Source organism: Pseudoduganella rivuli, assembly GCF_009674485.1.
GTDB lineage: Bacteria > Pseudomonadota > Gammaproteobacteria > Burkholderiales > Burkholderiaceae_D > Rugamonas > Rugamonas rivuli_B.
This window is the reverse complement of record NZ_WKJJ01000001.1, coordinates 252,910-269,808: the sequence shown is the minus strand read 5'-3', so window position 1 is coordinate 269,808 and position 16,899 is coordinate 252,910. Positions and strand designations below refer to the sequence as shown.

Genomic DNA, 16,899 nt, shown 5'->3' with positions numbered 1-16,899 from the left:
TTGATCCGGGCCGCGCAAATCGCCCTGGCTACTTGCTAAAGTGAAGTCGGTAATGCAGGGCCTATTCGCGAAAGTATGCCAATTTAACGGCCGACCCGCTAAATATTTCATACATGCAAGCGACAACGCCTCGTTACAATCTCACCGCGGCATGCATTTTTTTAAGGCAAGAGTTGTTATCGATAACAAGTTGGTGTAACAATCACACCGGCAAGGAGACCACCATGTCCACGCAACTGCACTGCAACACTTTCCACGCTCCACCCGGCAGACGGTTGAACGGCTGATCCCGGTCCAGCCACAGCTTCGCATTACCTGACTCAAAAAAAAGGATGGCGCCGCGCGCCAGGGTAGCGCTCGTCCGTGCGCACCCATAACAAAGGGGAACAACCTATGACAAATATTCAAACCAAGAAGTTGGCGGCAACCATTGCTTCGGCACTGGCCGTGTGGGGCATGGCCACCACCTTGCTGGCCATGCCGGGGACGGCGCAAGCTGCCGATACCATCGTGACGTTGGCCACGGCATACCAGCCCACCATTTATGAAACCATCGATGCGAGCGGCTTCAAGCACCCGGGCGTTGGCTTGACCAAAGAGATGCTGGAAAACGTGCGCACCCAGGTGCTGGCGCAAAAGGAACCGTGGAATACGCACTTCAACGCCATGCTGTTGTCGGGTAACGCGTCGAAAACCGTCACTTCCAGCAACGCGTCCGGCAGCGACCCGACCAAGCCGGGCAGCCTGGCGTTCAGCAGCCAGGGCTTCAATTCCAAGTTCATCGCGGACGGCCAGAAAGCTTATACGCAGGCGCTGCTGTACTACATCACCGGCGACGAAACCTACCGCGCCAACGCCATGCGCATCATCCGCATCTGGGCGCAAATGGATCCGGCCCAGTATGTGTACTTCGTCGACTCGCACATCCACACCGGCATCCCGCTGTCGCGCATGGTGGCGGCGGCGGAAATCCTGCGCTATACCAGTTGCCAGACGGCCGCGCTGGAATGGACCGACCAGGACACGGCGATGTTCACCACGAACCTGATCACGCCGGTCATCGAAACCTTCCAGCACACCAATTACCGCTTCATGAACCAGCACCTGTATCCGCTGCTGGGCGCGATGTCGGGCTATATCTTCACGGGCAACCGGGCGCGCTATAACGAAGGCGTGGAATGGTTCACTGTGAACAAGACGGCCGAAGACCAGGGCCAGAACGGCGCCATCAAGGCCTTGTTCCGCCTGGTCGTGAAAAATGACGTGACCGGCGAAGCCGTGACGCCGGTGGTGCAGCACGTGGAAATGGGCCGTGACCAGGCGCACGGCGGCGGCGACATCACTAACGCCGGCATCCTGGCGCGCCTGCTGAACGGGCAGGGCACCAAGGTCGACCCGGTCGACGGCACCGCGTCCACCGCCGCCAACGCGGTGGGACCGTATGAATTCCTGAACGACCGCATTCTTGACGCGGCCGAATTCTTTGGACGCTTCATGACGGGCGACCAGCCGCCATGGGTTCCCACCGCCTCGCATACCGATGCGAACGGCGTGCCGACCGTGGTGTACCGCGAGATCGCGCCCGCCTACCGGGGCCGCCTGTTCTCCAGCACCTGGGAACCCTACTATTACTACAAGTACGTCAAAGGCATCGACATCGAGCAACGCGCGCCTTACTTCAGCCACATGTTCGCGATGCGTAACAGCTACAACTGGGACGGCGTGGACGGCGGCGGCGACTATTGGCTGTTCATCCCGGCCGCCGCGGCCGAGGCCGAAGGCGGCCAGTTGCTGATGAAGCCGATCACGGACCCGCTGCGCGAAGTGGAAGACCGCTTCACCGTATTGGACGGCGACGTCACCGTGCAGCAGGACGAGACCGCGCGTTACCTGCAGGTGAACACCACGTCGGCGGGCGCCAAGCTGGCCGTGGTGGGCTACGGCACCGGCAACAAGAGCATCGCCATCAAGGTCCGCACCAATGGCGTCGCATCGCTGGAAGCATTTGACGAAACCGTCGCGCTGCCGGACACCAAGGGCCAGTGGCGCTATATCAATTACACGTTCGACGCCTTCCATGGCCTGAGCGACATGCTGTTCATGACCATCAAGGGCGGCGGCACCCGGGTCGACATCGATCACATCAACGTGTCGGGCAGTACCTTCACGGCGCCGCTGTTCACCGAAGGCGACGCGGACCTGACGGTGGTCACCTATGCCACTTCCACCGCCGCCATCAACCACAGTTTCGCCGCCACCGATGCCGGCGCCGACACGCTGACTTACCAGGCCGACGGCTTGCCGGCCGGCGCCACCTTCGACACCGCCACCGGCACGTTCTCGTGGCTGCCGACGCAGGCCGGCACGTATTCGTTCGTGGTCACCACGACCGATGGCACCACCGTCACCAGCAAGGTCGTCAAGATCGTCGTGACCGGCGACCGCCAGTCCGCCATCAACACCGTCATTGCCGCCTACAAGCCGAATTCGCTGTACGTGGCGGCGACCCTCGACACCTACAACGCGGCGTACGCGGACATGCTGGCCGTGGCCGGCAGCGCCACCGATGCGGTATTCCAGCAAAAGCTGGCGGTGCTGGACACCGCCGTCAAGGGCTTGCAGGAACTGACGCCGTTGCTGGCCGACGGCAGCATGAATTACGTGAACATGTTCACTTCGTCCACTTTCGGCACCGTGGTGCCACTGTTACTGGATAACACGCCAACCACCTGGTCGACCGCGCCGGGCACGTATGCGCCCAACCTCGCGCATATCATGGACTTCGGCCCGAACTTCAAGGCCTCGGCATCGCAGTTCCAGATGCAGGTGCGCGCCAGCTTCCCTGAGCGGATCGGCGGCGTGGCCATGTTCGGTTCCGACGACAGCGAAAACTGGACCCGCTTGACGCCCGGCTTGACGGTCATTTCCGATGACATGCAGACCTTGCCGGTGCAGGACGACTTGAAGAACCAGCGCTTCCGCTTCTTCAAATTGCAGATGGTGAAGCCGACCTACGCGATCCTCGAAGTGGGCGAATTCCGCATCTTTGGCCAGCGCTACGAGACGGTCAACAAGATCTCGTCGGTGTCCATCAGCTCCGACCAGAGCCTGAAGAACCGCATCGTTCCGGGTAACACCGTCAAGGTCACGTTCACGACGAAGGAAGCCATCAACAACGTCAACGTACTGGTGCAGGGCCAGCCCGCGACGGTGACCACCACCGACAACATCAACTGGACCGCCAGCTGGGTCGCCAACGCCAGCGCGGCGTCCGGCGCCGTCAAGTTCGTGATCAATTACAAGACCGCGGCCGGCGTGGATGCGGAACCGACCATCTTCACCACGGATAGCACATCGCTGACGCTGTCCGACCAGACCGGTCTGCTGAACCTGGCCAGCCTGGCGGCGCTCAGCGATTCGTCCGGCCGCAACGCGACCGACATGGCGGCGGAACTCGTTACGCTGACCGACAGCAATCTCGGCACGGTGACCGACATGCGCGTCAACGGTTCGGGTTACGGCGGCTGGATCGAGTTCGACTTCAAGGGCGGCGGCACGGCGACCCTGAACCGCGTGGAAGTGATCGGACGCCAGGACCAGTACGCGTCGCGCATCAACGGCACCGTGGTGCAGGGCTCCAACGACAACAGCACGTGGGACACGATTTCCCCGGCGGCCGGCAACACGGCGGACTGGCAAACGCTGAAGATCAACAGCACCCAGCCATACCGCTATATCCGCGTCGTCAACGGCAACCAGTGGTACGGCAACATGGCCGAACTGCGCATGTACGGCGCCGTGGAATCGGTCAACATGATCGCCACCGCCTCGATGTCGTCGACGCAGGCGCTGCGCACCCGCATCGTGCCGGGCAACACGGTCAAGGTGGCGTTCACGGCCAAGGAAGCGATTAACACCGTGACGGCGACGATCTCCGGCGTACCCGCCACGGTGGCGACCACGGACAATGTCAACTTCACGGCCACCGCCACGCTGCCGCAAGGCACGGCGGCAGGCGCGGTGACGTTCGCCATCAATTACAAGACGGCGGCCGGCAAGACGGGCTACCCGAATTCCGCCACCACGGACGGCACCGGGCTGACGCTGGTGGATGAAGCGGACACCATCAAGAACGTGACCAGCATCGCCACGTTGATCGATTCGACCGTGAACCGCACCGCGGCCGTCACGCTGTCCAACACCAATGCGCTGTTCGACGGCAACCTGGGCTCGTTCTCGGATTACCGTATCGGCAGCAATAATTCGGGCACCGGCAGCTACATCACGTTCGACTTCAAGGCCGGCAACCAGGCTACCTTGACCAGCGTGGAACTGGCGGCGCGGCAAGACCAGATCGCACGGGCCAAGGGTACGGTCATCCAGGGGTCGAACGACAACACCAACTGGACCAACCTGACGGCGGGCGCCGCGTCGACGGCGGATTGGCAGACGTTGCCGGTCACCGGCGGCGTACCGTACCGCTATATCCGTGTCTTGAACGGCAATGCATGGTTCGGCAACCTGTCGGAACTGCGCTTCCACGGCACGGTGCAGGGCGCGGACACCACGCCTCCGGTCACCACCAGCAACGCACCGACGGCGCCGATGAACCACGACACCACCGTCACCTTCAGCGCCACGGACAACAGTTCCGGCGTGGCCGCCACCTACTACAAGGTGAACGGCGGCGCGCAGCAGACCGGCAACGCGGCGGTATTCAGCACCGATGGCACCTACGCGCTGCAGTTCTGGAGCGTGGACAAGGCCGGCAACACCGAGCAGCCGAAAAGCGCGACCGTCACCATCGACAAGAGCGCACCGGTCACCACGGTGAGCAGCACGCCGGCGGCGCCTGCCAGCGGCTGGTACACGTCGGACGTGACCTTGAACTTCGCGCCAGGGGAAACCGGCGCCACCACCTACTTCAAGGTGGACGGCGGCGCGCAGCAATCCGGCAGCGCGGTGCTGTTGAGCGCCAAGGGGACGCACGCGGTGTCGTACTGGAGCGTGGACCAGGCCGGCAACACCGAGCAGGCGCGCAGCGTCAGCCTCAACATTGGCCCGCTCGACGTCAGCGCCAGCGTGAAGTTCACGCAATACGGGGCAACGTTGAACCGCGCCACCGGCAAATACGTGGGCAGCATGACGGTGACCAACACCACCGGCTCGACGATCACCACGCCGTTGCAGGTGCTGCTGGGCGGCCTGACGTCCGGCGTCACGCTGGATAACGCCAGTGGCGTCAATGGCAGCGGTGCACCGTACGTGACCCTGGGCGCATCGCTGGCCCCGGGCGCTTCCGTCAGCGTGCCGCTGACTTTCACCAATCCGAACCGCGCCGTCATCGGCTATACCCCTGCGCTCTACAAAGGCAACTTCTAAAGGAGACTTACCATGCGTTTCAATCACCGTTTCAACTTCGGCGCGCTGCTGCGCTATGCCGCCACGGCACTGATGCTGACTGCCGCGCAGGCTGCGCTGTTCAATTCGGCGTCCGCGACCGTCATCCATGTGTCGCTGGACACGTCCACCTTCGGCGTGAACAGCGGCTACCTGGACATGAACCTGAGCGCCTCGTCCAACGTGCCGCTGGCCACCGCCACCGTCACCAACCTGGCGGGCTTCGACAGCAACCCCTACACGGAATCGTGGGGTGTGACGACGGTGCCCGGCGGCTACAAGTTCCGCAACGATACGGCCAACGACTTGTTCCAGTCCGTGCATTTCGGCAGCACGCTGTCGTTCGACCTGACCTTCGACGGCGCCTATGACGCGGCCACCAGCTACATCTCCGCGTTCACCGTGTCCGCCTTCAGCGACGACTTTTCCGTGCTGGGTGCGACCGATCCGCTGACCGGCGCGCTGGCCACGTTCCTGTGGACCCCGTCGGTGACGGACGGTGGCAATGGCAGCCTGGCGGCGCTGACGTCGGATGGCGGCGTGGGCGTGGTGCCGGAACCTGCGCCGTTGATGCTGCTGGCGATTGGCCTGCTGATGCTGACGGTGCAGCGCCGCAAGGCAGATCGGGGCTGAGCGATAATACGGGCCGCACGATACCGGAACTCGTTTGCAGTATTCCGTAGGGAGGTTTTCGCGCAGCGAAAGCCGCCATGCATGCCGTACCGAGACGCATGCATGGCGGCTTTGCTGCGCAAATCCGCCCTACAGGTTCAGCCGCCCGATTGACCTTCCACAGAAAGCCTATGAACTTGACTATTCCGCGGTCCGCCGCAATTGCCACGCTTGCGCTGGCCTCAGCCATCCCGGCCTTTGCACAAGCTCCACAGCCGATTTCCACCCGCTTCAACGCGGACCCGTCGCCGCACTATTTCCAGGGCGGCTTTTACGTTTACGCCACCGACGACGCATCGAATTCCGGCAAATACTGGGATTCCACCACCTGGCGGCTATACACGTCGCCCGACCTGAAAGCGTGGACCGACGCCGGTGTGCCGCTGTCGGTTTCCGTGTTCAAGTGGGCCCGTCCCGATGCGAAAGCGTGGGCGCCGGAAGCGGCTTACCGCAACGGCAAATATTACTTCTATGCGCCGGTGGGCGGCGACAAGATCGGCGTGGCGGTATCAAGCCGGCCCGATGGCGGCTTCGCCGATGCCCGCGCCGATGCGCTGGTCGACAAGGCGCGCGACGCCAATGCCGGCGACGAGCCGATCGACCCGGCCGTGTTTGTCGACAAGGATGGCCAGGCCTATATGTACTTTGGCACCCGCGTGCCGAAAGTCGTCAAGCTGGCCGCCGACATGACGCACCTGGCCGGTCCGATCCTGAACGTGGACGTCACGGGCTGGCCCGCGTCCGACCCGAAGAAAAAATATGGCGAAGCGCCATTCCTGCATGAACACGATGGCGTGTATTACTTCACGTTCTCGACCGGCTGGCCGGGGCAGATCGTGTACGCCACCGGTGCTTCGCCACTCGGGCCGTTCACTTACCGTGGCGTGGTGATCGATTACCTGAACATCTCGACCAACCACCAGGCCATCATCGAACATGGGGGCAAGAGCTTCGTGTTTTACCACGACAAGCTGTTGCCGGGCGGGGACAGCATGCGCCGCTCGATCACCTATGCGCCGCTCGAATACGGGGCCGACGGCGCCATCGTGCCGGTGCGGCTGGAACCGGCGCAGGTCGGGAAGCCGGGGAAATAACCGGGGGAGGGGATATGCCGTAATTGCATAATGTTTTGGCAAAAAAACATAGCTCCTCCGAAAATCACTTGCCTAGAATTCAAGCATCGATGAAAACGTGTGTGGAAAGTAGCCGTTTTTTTTGTGCACGATTGTTATCGATAACATTATGACGAAAAAAACAGGAGACTAGATGAAGCACACCACATTAAGGCAGGGACGTAAAAGCGGACGTAGCAGCATACTGGGCATGCTGGTCAGTGCGGCCATACTGGCTGGCACGGTCGCGGCGCCGCAGTACGTGTTCGCGGCGGACACGATCCAGACGCTGGCCACCAGCTATCAGCCGGTGCTGAGCGAGCGGGTCGATGCCAGCGGTTTCAAGCATCCCGGCATTGGATTCACCAGGGACCAGCTGGAAAACATGCGGACCCAGGTTCGGGCGCAAAAAGAACCGTGGACCACGTATTTCAACAACATGCTGTTGTCCGGCGCCGCGTCGAAGACGCCGTCGATCAAGAACATCAACGGTTCCGACGCCACGCAGCCGCGCTATTACGGCCTGGCTTCACAGGGGATGAATTCGGCGTTCATTGCCGATGCCAGCACGGTGTATACGCAAGCCATCCTGTTTTACGTGACCGGCGACGAAACCTATCGCGCCAACGCCATGCAAATCATCCGGCTGTACGAGAAGATGGACCCGGCCCAATACGCGTATTTCACGGATTCCCACATCCATACCGGCATTCCGCTGAGCCGCATGGTGAGCGGGGCGGAAATCCTGCGTTATACCAGCACACAGACGCCCGCGCTGGCCTGGACCGACGACGACACCGCCAAATTCACCAGCAACCTGGTGGTGCCGGTGGTCCAGACCTTCAACAGCTGCAATTGCCGCTTCATGAACCAGCACCTGTACACGACCATCGCCGCGATGACCGGTTCGGTCTTTGCCGAAGACCGCGCCACCTATGACAAAGCGGTCGAATGGTTCACCGTCAACAAGGACGCGGTGGACCAGGGCCAGAACGGCGCCATCAAGCGCCTGTTCCGGCTGGTGACGAAAAACGACCTGACCGGCGAAGACGTGCCGCCCCAGGTCCAGCACGTGGAAATGGGCCGCGACCAGGCCCACGGCGGCGGCGACCTCACCAATGCGGAAATCCTGTCGCGCGTGATGATGGCGCAGGACACCAGGGTCGATCCGGTGGAGGGCACCGTGTCCACCGCAGCGAATGCGGTCGGTCCGTACGAATTCCTCAATGACCGCATCCTCGACGCGGCCGAGCAGTTTGGCTCGTTCATGACGGGGTACGAGATTCCCTGGGTCCCGGTCGCCTCGCATACCGACGAACTGGGCAACCCGACCATTGTCTATAAAACCGTGTCGTGGTCCTATCGTGGCAGGTCGGGATTGAATTACTGGGAACTGTTCTACTACTACAAGTATGGCCGTGGCGTCGACCTGGCGCAACGGGCGCCCAACTTCACCAAATACTTCGCCAACCGGATCGGCTACAGCTGGGACGGCGCGGATGGCGGCGGCGATTTCTGGATCGCGATTCCCAAGGCGGCCGAAACCGAAGGGGCGCAATACCTGGTCAAGCCGGTCACCGATCCTTACCGCGAAGTGGAAGACCGCTACACGGCGCTGGACAACCGCTCCGTGACCGTGCAGGACGGCGCGACGTCCTATATCCGTGTCACCGCCGATCCGGCAGGCAGCAAGATTGCCGTCTACGGGTATGGCTATGGCGCGACGAATTACGGCATCCGTATCCGCACCAACGGCATGGCATCCATGGACCTCTACGGCACCAGCTATCCGTTGCCCGATACGCACGGCCAGTGGCGCTATCTGGTCTTGCCGGGCGGTGTCAATGATTTCCTGCCACTGACGTTTACCGGCAACGGCACGACAGTCGATGTCGATCATGTCAACGTCAAGTCCAGCACCCTGCTGACGCCGCCCGCGTTCACGATGGGTACGGCGGACCTGACGCTGTACAGCTATGCCGGCACCACGCTGGCGACCACGCTGGATTTCTCGGCAACCGATGCGGGCGCCGGCGAAACCGTCACCTACCAGGCCGACAACCTGCCCGCCGGCGCGTCCTTCAACCCCGCCACCGGCGCATTTACGTGGAATCCCACCCAGGCCGGCACGTACACCTTCTATGTCGGCGCCTCGGACGGCACCACGGTGACGATGAAAACCATCACCATCATTGTCGACGCGAGCCGGCAGGGGGCGGTGGACCGGGCCGCCGCGCCCTACAAGGCGGGCACGCCGTATGTGGAGTCGACACTGCCGGCCTATAACGCCGCCTACGCCGACATGATGAGCGTGATTGGCAGCGCGACCGACGACGTGTTCTACCAGAAGCTGGCGGCCCTGCGGACCGCGGCCGCCGGGCTGCAGGAAGTCAATCCCTTGCTCAGTGATGGCAGCCTGGACTTCCGCAACATGTTCTTCGCGTCGGACCTCGGCACGTCGCCCGGCTACCTGGTGGACGGCAGCCAGGATAGCGCCAGCGGCTTTGGTCCGAACCTGACCTTTAACATCGACTTCGGCCCCGGCTTCAAGGTGGCGGCCAATAACTTCCGGATGCGCACCGTGTCGGGCTTCCCCGAACGGGTCGGCGGCGTCGCCATCTACGGCTCCAACGACAAGGAAAACTGGACCCGCCTGAATCCGGCCCTGACCACCAGGCTGGACCCGATGCAGGATGTCCCGGTCCAGGAAGATTTGAAGAATACCAAGTTCCGCTTCCTGAAGATGCAAATGATCGAGCCGTTTGTCCCGGTCTACCAGCCATTTGCCATTTACCAGCTGTCGGAATTGCGGATTTTCGGCACGCGCTATCCGACCGTCAACAAGCTGACCGCCGTATCGCTCAGCTCCGACCAGGCGCTGAAGAAACGGGTGGTGGCCGGCAATACCGTCAAGGTGAACTTCACGTCGAGCGAGGCGATCAACAATGTGGTGGCGACAGTGCAGGGCCAGCCCGCCACCGTGACCACGACCGATAACCTGAACTGGACCGCTTCCTGGGTGGTGAATGGCAGCGCGCCGGCCGGCGATGTGAAATTCGTCATCAACTACAAGACGGCCGACGGCGCCGATGGCGAGCCAACCTTGTTCACTACGGACGCCACGTCGCTGTTCGTCTCCGACCAGACCGGCCTGCTCAACGCGGCCAGCCTGGCCAGCCTGGCGACGCTCAGCGATTCGTCCGGCCGCAACGCAACCGACATGGCGGCCGAGCTCACTACGCTGAACGACAGCAACCTTGGCTCGGTGACCGACATGCGCGTCAACGGTTCCGGTTATGGCGGCTGGATCAAGTTCGATTTCAAGGGCGGCGGCCAGGCCACGTTGAACCGGATTGAAGTGATTGGCCGTCAGGACCAGTACGCGTCGCGCATCAATGGCACGGTGGTGCAGGGCTCCAACGACAACAGCACGTGGGACACGATTTCGCCGGCCGCCAATGGCTCGGCGGACTGGCAAACGCTGGCGATCAACAGCACGCAACCGTACCGCTATATCCGCGTCACCAACGGCAACCAGTGGTACGGCAACATGTCCGAGCTGCGCCTGTATGGCGCGGTGGAATCGGTCAACATGATCGCCACCGCCTCGATGTCGTCGACGCAGGCATTGCGCACCCGCATTGTCCCGGGCAACACGGTCAAGGTGGCGTTCACGGCCAAGGAAGCGATTAATACCGTGACGGCGACCATCCAGGGCGTGCCGGCCACGGTGGCGACCACGGACAATGTCAATTTCACGGCCACCGCCACCCTGCCGCAAGGCACGGCGGCGGGTGCGGTGACGTTCGCCATCAATTACAAGACGGCGGCCGGCAAGACGGGTTATCCGAATTCCGCCACCACGGACGGCACCGGGCTGACCCTGGTGGATGAAGCGGACACCATCAAGAACGTGACCAGCATCGCGACCTTGATCGATTCGACCGTGAACCGTTCGGCGGCGACCACGCTGGGGAACACCAATGCGCTGTTTGACGGCAACCTGGGCTCGTTCTCGGATTACCGCATCGGCAGCAATAATGCCGGCAACGGCAGCTACATCACATTCGACTTCAAGGCCGGCAACCAGGCCACCTTGACCGGCGTGGAACTGGCGGCAAGGCAAGACCAGATCGGCCGCGCCAAGGGTGTCGTCATCCAGGGCTCGAACGACAACAGCAACTGGACCAACCTGACGGCGGCTGCGGGGTCGACGGCGGATTGGCAGACCCTGCCGGTCACCGGCGGCGTACCGTACCGCTATATCCGTGTTATTAACGGCAATGCCTGGTTCGGCAACCTGTCGGAACTGCGCTTCCACGGCACGGTGCAGGGTGCGGACACCACGCCGCCGGTCACCACCAGCAACGCGCCGACGGCGCCGGCGAACCACGACACCACCGTTACCTTCAGCGCCACGGACAACAGTTCCGGCGTGGCCGCCACCTACTACAAGGTGAACGGCGGCGCGCAGCAGACCGGCAACGCGGCGGTATTCAGCACCGATGGCACCTACGCGCTGCAGTTCTGGAGCGTGGACAAGGCCGGCAACACCGAGCAGCCGAAAAGCGCGACCGTCACCATCGACAAGAGCGCACCGGTCACCACGGTGAGCAGCACGCCGGCGGCGCCTGCCAGCGGCTGGTACACGTCGGACGTGACCTTGAACTTCGCGCCAGGGGAAAGCGGCGCCACCACCTACTTCAAGGTGGACGGCGGCGCGCAGCAATCCGGCAGCGCGGTGCTGTTGAGCGCCAAGGGGACGCACGCGGTGTCGTACTGGAGCGTGGACCAGGCCGGCAACACCGAGCAGGCGCGCAGCGTCAGCCTGAACATCGGCCCGCTCGACGTCAGCGCCAGCGTGAAGTTCACGCAATACGGGGCGACATTGAACCGCGCCACCGGCAAATACGTGGGCAGCATGACGGTGACCAACACCACCGGCTCGACGATCACCACGCCGTTGCAGGTGCTGCTGGGCGGCCTGACGTCCGGCGTCACGCTGGATAACGCCAGCGGTGTCAATGCCGGCGGTGCGCCGTACGTCACCCTGGGCGGCTCGCTGGCCCCGGGTGCGTCCGTCAGCGTGCCGCTGACCTTTACCAACCCGAACCGCGCCGTGATCGGCTATAGCCCTGCGTTGTACAAGGGCGGTTTCTAAAAGAGAGGCGTTGTGAACCGGCCCGCGTCCGTTGGCGCGGGCCGGCGGCGGCTGGGTACGCACGGCCGCCATCTGGCTTATTCCAGTCCGACCACCACGACGGACTTGGCCGGTAAATCCAGCGTCAAGGCGCCGTTGGCCAGGGTGGCGCCCCGATACGGCTGGGCGGCCACGGCGGGCGACTTGCCGAATTCGTTGAACTGGTCCATCTGCTGCGCGGTCAGGACCTGGCCGCTGACCTTCGTTGCCGCGAGCGTGCCGAGGTTGACGGAGAATTGCACGTTATCGTCCGGGTTCATGTTGGCGATGCCGATATAGATCTTGCCATCCTTGCCTTTCGCCGCCGACGCGTTAATCGACGGAATCGCCGTGGCGCCGAGACGGTACGAGGGTGACGACACGTCCAGCGGCAGGGCGGTGGCGTCCTGGAATGGCACGTACATCTTGAACGCATAATACGTCGGCGTCAGCACCATCTTCGGCCCGTCGGTCAGGATCATCGCTTGCAGCACGTTCATGGTTTGCGCGATGGACGTCTGTTTCACGCGGTCGGTGTGGCGGTGGAAGATGTTGAAGTGGGCCGCCGCCACCACGCCGTCGCGCAGCGTGTTTTGCTGGCGCAAGTCCCAGTCGAACTTGCCGCTATCGCTCCGGTACCAGGTGCCCCATTCATCGACATACAGGCCGACCCGCTTTTTCGGATCGTACTTGTCCATGATGGCCGCGTGCCGGCGGATGATGTCGTCGATGCGCAGCGCGCCGGCCAGGATGGCGACCCATTCCTCCTTGCTGAAACGGGTGGCCTTGCCCCCTTCCTTCCAGTCCGCGGGCGGCAGCGTGTAGTAGTGCAGCGACAGCGCGTCCAACTTGGCGCCGGCCTGCTTCATGACGACGTCGGTCCAGTTGTAGTCTTCCCGGTCGGCGCCGGACGCCACGCGGATGGCGGCCGGCGCGGCCTGGCCATTGTTGTGGAAAAAGGTCTGGAAGCGGCGGTACTCGTCGGCATAGTATTCCGGGCGCATATTGCCGCCGCAGCCCCAGCTTTCATTGCCGATGCCGACCACCGGCACCTTGAACGGCTGGTCGCGGCCATTCCGGCGGCGTTCGTTGGCCAGCGCGTTGTCGCCGTCGGACGTCATGTACTCCATCCAGTCGCGCATGTCGCGCGGCGGGGCCGAGCCGAGGTTGACGCCGATATAGGCATCGGCGCCCACCTGTTCGGCGAAGTCCATGAATTCGTGCGTGCCGAACTGGTTGCTTTCGTGCTTGCCGGTCCACCAGTTGTTCTTGCGCCCGGGGCGCTTGTCGCGCGGGCCGATGCCGTCGCGCCAGTTGTAGTCGTCGGCGAAACAGCCGCCGGGCCAGCGGATCAGCGGGACCTTCAATTCGCGCAGCGCCCGCACCACGTCGCTGCGGATACCGCGCACGTTCGGGATGGAAGATTTCTCGCCGACCCAGATGCCATCGTAAATGCCGCTGCCCAGGTGTTCGGAAAATTGGCCGTAGATGTAGCGCGGGATGGTCGGGCCGGGCTGGTCGGCGTGCAATTGCGCCGTCGCGGCCTGGGTCGCCGCCAGCGCATGACTGGCGGCACACAGCGCGGACATGGCCAGCAGTCTCCCTATCATTGTTTTCATGTCGAATGAATTCCTTGCGATGTTGTCGCGGTAGCTGAGTTATCGATAACAAAGCCGGATAATAGGGATTTCGGCGGCGGGCCGCATCGTCCGTTCAGACTAGATCATGCGAAAAGTTTTCCATGGCGGCGAACCGGAATTTGGCTTACGATAAGTGGGTTATCGATAACAATTTCCTCATAGTAAAACGCCAAGAGATTGATGAAAACACTTCTATCCATACTGGTGGTTGCCCTGCCAATCGCTTTTTCCGGCGGGGCTTATGCCGCCGCCGTTGCGCCCAAACCGCTGTACCGGGACCCGGTATACGATGGCGCCGCCGACGTTTCGATCATCTATGACCGCACGGCGAAGCTTTGGAAAATGTTTTACACCAACCGCCGGGCCACGATGAAGTTGCCCGATCCGGATGACGTGGCATGGGTACACGGCACCGCCATCGGCGTCGCCACGTCCAGCGATGGCTTGCAATGGCGGTACCAGGGGACGGTGGATTTTCCCAAGGAGTGCACCGATGTCACGCAATGGGCGCCCGAACTGTACTATGAGAACGGGGTCTACCACATGTGGCTGACCGTCGTGCCGGGGATATTCCACCGTTGGGGCGCAGCCGGGGCCGATGTGCGCATCGAGCACCTCACCAGCACCGACCTGGCCAAATGGGACTGCGAAAGCACGCTGAAGCTGCCGAACTCGGGCCGCCTGATTGACGCGAGCGTCATGAAGGTGGGGCAGGGCTATCGCATGTGGTACAAGGACGATCGCGCCGGCAGCCGGATTCTGGCGGCAGACAGCAAGGATTTGCGCACATGGACGAAGATCAGCGAGCAGCCGGTCAATCCAACCAGGGGCGAGGGGCCGAAGGCATTCCGGTTCAACGGATATTACTGGCTGATTGCCGATGTGTGGAAAGGCTTGATGGTGTTACGCTCCGACGATGCACTGAACTGGACCGAGCAGCCTGGCTACCTCCTGGCCGAGCCGGGCCGCAAGGCGACCGACCGGGCCGCGGGACAGCACGCGGATGTGGTGGTCGATGGCGAACGCGCATTCATCTACTATTTCGTCCACCAAAAGAATGAGGCGGAAGCCGCCAATGATTCCCGCTGGCACCAGCGCACCGTCATCCAGGTGGCGGAGCTGGTCTACAAGGACGGCAAGCTGGAGGTCAACCGCGACGCGGATGTCGCTATCCCGCTCCGCGCCCCGTCGCCATAACCACCGAGGCGCCCCGTCCCGCGCCACGGCGTTGTCCGGCTAAGGCGCGCGCCCCGGCCGGCGGCTGCCGACCGTGATCGTGTCATCGGTCTCGCGCACGTCGAGGCCGAAACCGCGCTGCAGCAGGCTGGCAAAGCCCTTGACATTGCCGGCATCGAAACGCCCGCCGATCTTCATCCTGGCCGCGTCCGCATCGGCCAGCACCAGCCTTTTCTTGTTGTAGCGGTTGAATTCGCTGGCAGCGTAGTCCAGCGTGACCTGGTCAAAAACCAGCTTGCCTTCGCGCCAGCTCAGCATTTGTTCGATCCTGGCATCGCTTTCGTCGGACTTGACCATGGCGGCCGGGGTTGCCACGACCTTTTGGTGTTTCACCAGGAGCACCGGCGGCTGGCCGGAACCCTGCGCATTTTCAACCTGGACACGGCCGTCGACCACCACCACACTGGTTCCGCCGGCGTCACGCCGCACGGTAAATTTGGTGCCCAGCACCGTGATCCTGTTGGCGCCGGCATTCACCACGAACGGGTGGGCGGTGTCGTGCGCGATGTCGAAATACGCTTCCCCCTGATCGAGCCAGACCGTGCGCTCGCTCCCGCTGACCCGCGCGCGCAGCAGCGTGGCGGTGTTCAATGTGAGCTGGCTGCCATCCTTCAGCGCGTGCGTCTGGTGGGCGCCGAGCCGGGTTTCATAGCGGACTTCAGATACGTCGTCCCGCGTGGCCAGCAGGCCCGCGGCAGCGCCCACCGTCACCAGCATGGCTGCGGCGATGCGCCACTGCGAAAAGCGGGGCAGGGGCCTGCGTTGCACTTCCGGCGTGGCTTGATCGGCAGGAGCCGGCGGTGCGGCCCGCGCCGCCGCGCCAGGCGCCAGAAAGTCCGCCTTGGCCCAGCCGGCGGCCAGTCGCAAGTAAGCGACCCGGTGGGCCGTATCCAATGCGAGCCACTGGTCGAGTTGCGCCTGTTCCTCGGCGGACCATCGGTCGCCATCTTTCCTTGCCAGCCACGCCGCCGCTTGCTGCTCAATTTTTAAATGCTTGCTCATGCAACCTCGGATTCGCTGATGGTCTTCACTTTGCCGCGATGTGCGCCAAGTGCGGCCGTGAGAAACCGTATGCCTTTCGCAATCTGTTTTTCGACGGTGCCCTCGGTGACGCCCAGGCGGGCCGCCACGTCGCGCTGCGACATGCCTGCAATCTTGCGCAACTCGACGACTTCGCGGCATTTCGGGGGCAGGTCGGAAAAAGCTTGTTCAAGGCACGCAACATCTTGCCGGCCGATGGCATGGCGCTCGGGGCACAATTCATCGACATGGTCCGGCAGGTCATCGGACGGCGCCAGCGTAACGATGGCGGCGACTTGCTTGTGCCTGGCCCGGTCAATCAGTAAATTTCTGGCAACAGCGAAGACGAACGCTTTGGGATGATCCGGCAAGCCCGTTTCAGTTGCCTCATACACGCGGACATACACGTCCTGGCGCAGGTCCACGATGTCATCGGTTTCGTGGCAATGACGCCGGAGAAAGCCGGTCAGCATGGGTTCAAGGGGCAGCACTTCTTGAACAAACCACGTGTCCAGCGCTTCATGTAAATCGGGAGACATGTAAATAGCATGCCACACTTTTTTTGCGAATTGTTGAAAATAAGTGGGGCGACGGATGGGGGATTTCTCGGCGTATTCCGTCATAGGTTAAAAGGACTGCC

At 62.7% G+C, this 16,899-nt stretch carries 8 protein-coding genes; 5 read left to right on the top strand and 3 right to left on the bottom strand.

What is annotated here, in order from left to right; genetic code table 11:
• Nucleotides 1–393: 393 nt before the first annotated feature.
• The 4 genes from GJ700_RS01060 to GJ700_RS01045 all read left to right on the top strand — a co-directional run bounded on the left by GJ700_RS01060 (nt 394) and on the right by GJ700_RS01045 (nt 12,345).
• Entirely contained in the window at nt 394–5,382 is a 4,989-nt protein-coding gene (locus GJ700_RS01060; protein WP_154370798.1) for an OmpL47-type beta-barrel domain-containing protein, read from the top strand.
• Nucleotides 5,383–5,394: 12 nt separating this feature from the next.
• The gene (locus tag GJ700_RS01055) at nt 5,395–6,033 is read left to right on the top strand and encodes an NF038129 family PEP-CTERM protein (RefSeq protein WP_154370797.1); all 639 of its coding nucleotides are present in this window, start codon (nt 5,395–5,397) and stop codon (nt 6,031–6,033) included.
• Nucleotides 6,034–6,203: 170 nt separating this feature from the next.
• Nucleotides 6,204–7,166 (top strand): family 43 glycosylhydrolase, encoded by a 963-nt coding sequence (locus GJ700_RS01050; protein WP_154370796.1) that lies wholly within the window; start codon nt 6,204–6,206, stop codon nt 7,164–7,166.
• Nucleotides 7,167–7,338: 172 nt separating this feature from the next.
• Nucleotides 7,339–12,345 carry an OmpL47-type beta-barrel domain-containing protein gene (locus tag GJ700_RS01045; protein ID WP_154370795.1) on the top strand — a complete coding sequence of 1,669 codons (5,007 nt, stop codon included), beginning with the start codon at nt 7,339–7,341 and terminating at the stop codon, nt 12,343–12,345.
• A gap of 77 nt (nt 12,346–12,422) precedes the next feature.
• Here GJ700_RS01045 and GJ700_RS01040 read toward each other — a convergent pair whose 3' ends face one another.
• Entirely contained in the window at nt 12,423–13,982 is a 1,560-nt protein-coding gene (locus GJ700_RS01040; protein WP_229506720.1) for an alpha-N-arabinofuranosidase, read from the bottom strand.
• A 201-nt stretch (nt 13,983–14,183) separates the two neighbouring features.
• Between GJ700_RS01040 and GJ700_RS01035 the strand changes: the two genes are divergently transcribed.
• A complete protein-coding gene (locus GJ700_RS01035) occupies nt 14,184–15,200 on the top strand; it encodes a glycoside hydrolase family protein (RefSeq protein ID WP_229506719.1) in 1,017 nt (338 codons plus the stop codon).
• Nucleotides 15,201–15,239: 39 nt separating this feature from the next.
• On the opposite strand, the gene GJ700_RS01030 is transcribed toward GJ700_RS01035, so the two are convergent.
• Entirely contained in the window at nt 15,240–16,241 is a 1,002-nt protein-coding gene (locus GJ700_RS01030) for a FecR family protein (RefSeq protein ID WP_154370794.1), read from the bottom strand.
• Nucleotides 16,238–16,882, bottom strand: coding sequence for an RNA polymerase sigma factor (locus GJ700_RS01025; RefSeq protein ID WP_154370793.1), 645 nt, complete (start codon nt 16,880–16,882; stop codon nt 16,238–16,240). The genes GJ700_RS01030 and GJ700_RS01025 overlap by 4 nt, the downstream gene beginning before the upstream one ends.
• Nucleotides 16,883–16,899 lie beyond the last annotated feature (17 nt).

What these genes read in the sequence shown, in the direction of transcription:
- GJ700_RS01040 (WP_229506720.1), bottom strand. Translation starts at nt 13,982, where the DNA reads ATGAAAACAATGATAGGGAGACTGCTGGCCATGTCCGCGCTGTGTGCC.
- GJ700_RS01060 (WP_154370798.1), top strand. Translation starts at nt 394, where the DNA reads ATGACAAATATTCAAACCAAGAAGTTGGCGGCAACCATTGCTTCGGCA.
- GJ700_RS01055 (WP_154370797.1), top strand. Translation starts at nt 5,395, where the DNA reads ATGCGTTTCAATCACCGTTTCAACTTCGGCGCGCTGCTGCGCTATGCC.
- GJ700_RS01030 (WP_154370794.1), bottom strand. Translation starts at nt 16,241, where the DNA reads ATGAGCAAGCATTTAAAAATTGAGCAGCAAGCGGCGGCGTGGCTGGCA.
- GJ700_RS01035 (WP_229506719.1), top strand. Translation starts at nt 14,184, where the DNA reads ATGAAAACACTTCTATCCATACTGGTGGTTGCCCTGCCAATCGCTTTT.
- GJ700_RS01025 (WP_154370793.1), bottom strand. Translation starts at nt 16,882, where the DNA reads ATGACGGAATACGCCGAGAAATCCCCCATCCGTCGCCCCACTTATTTT.
- GJ700_RS01045 (WP_154370795.1), top strand. Translation starts at nt 7,339, where the DNA reads ATGAAGCACACCACATTAAGGCAGGGACGTAAAAGCGGACGTAGCAGC.
- GJ700_RS01050 (WP_154370796.1), top strand. Translation starts at nt 6,204, where the DNA reads ATGAACTTGACTATTCCGCGGTCCGCCGCAATTGCCACGCTTGCGCTG.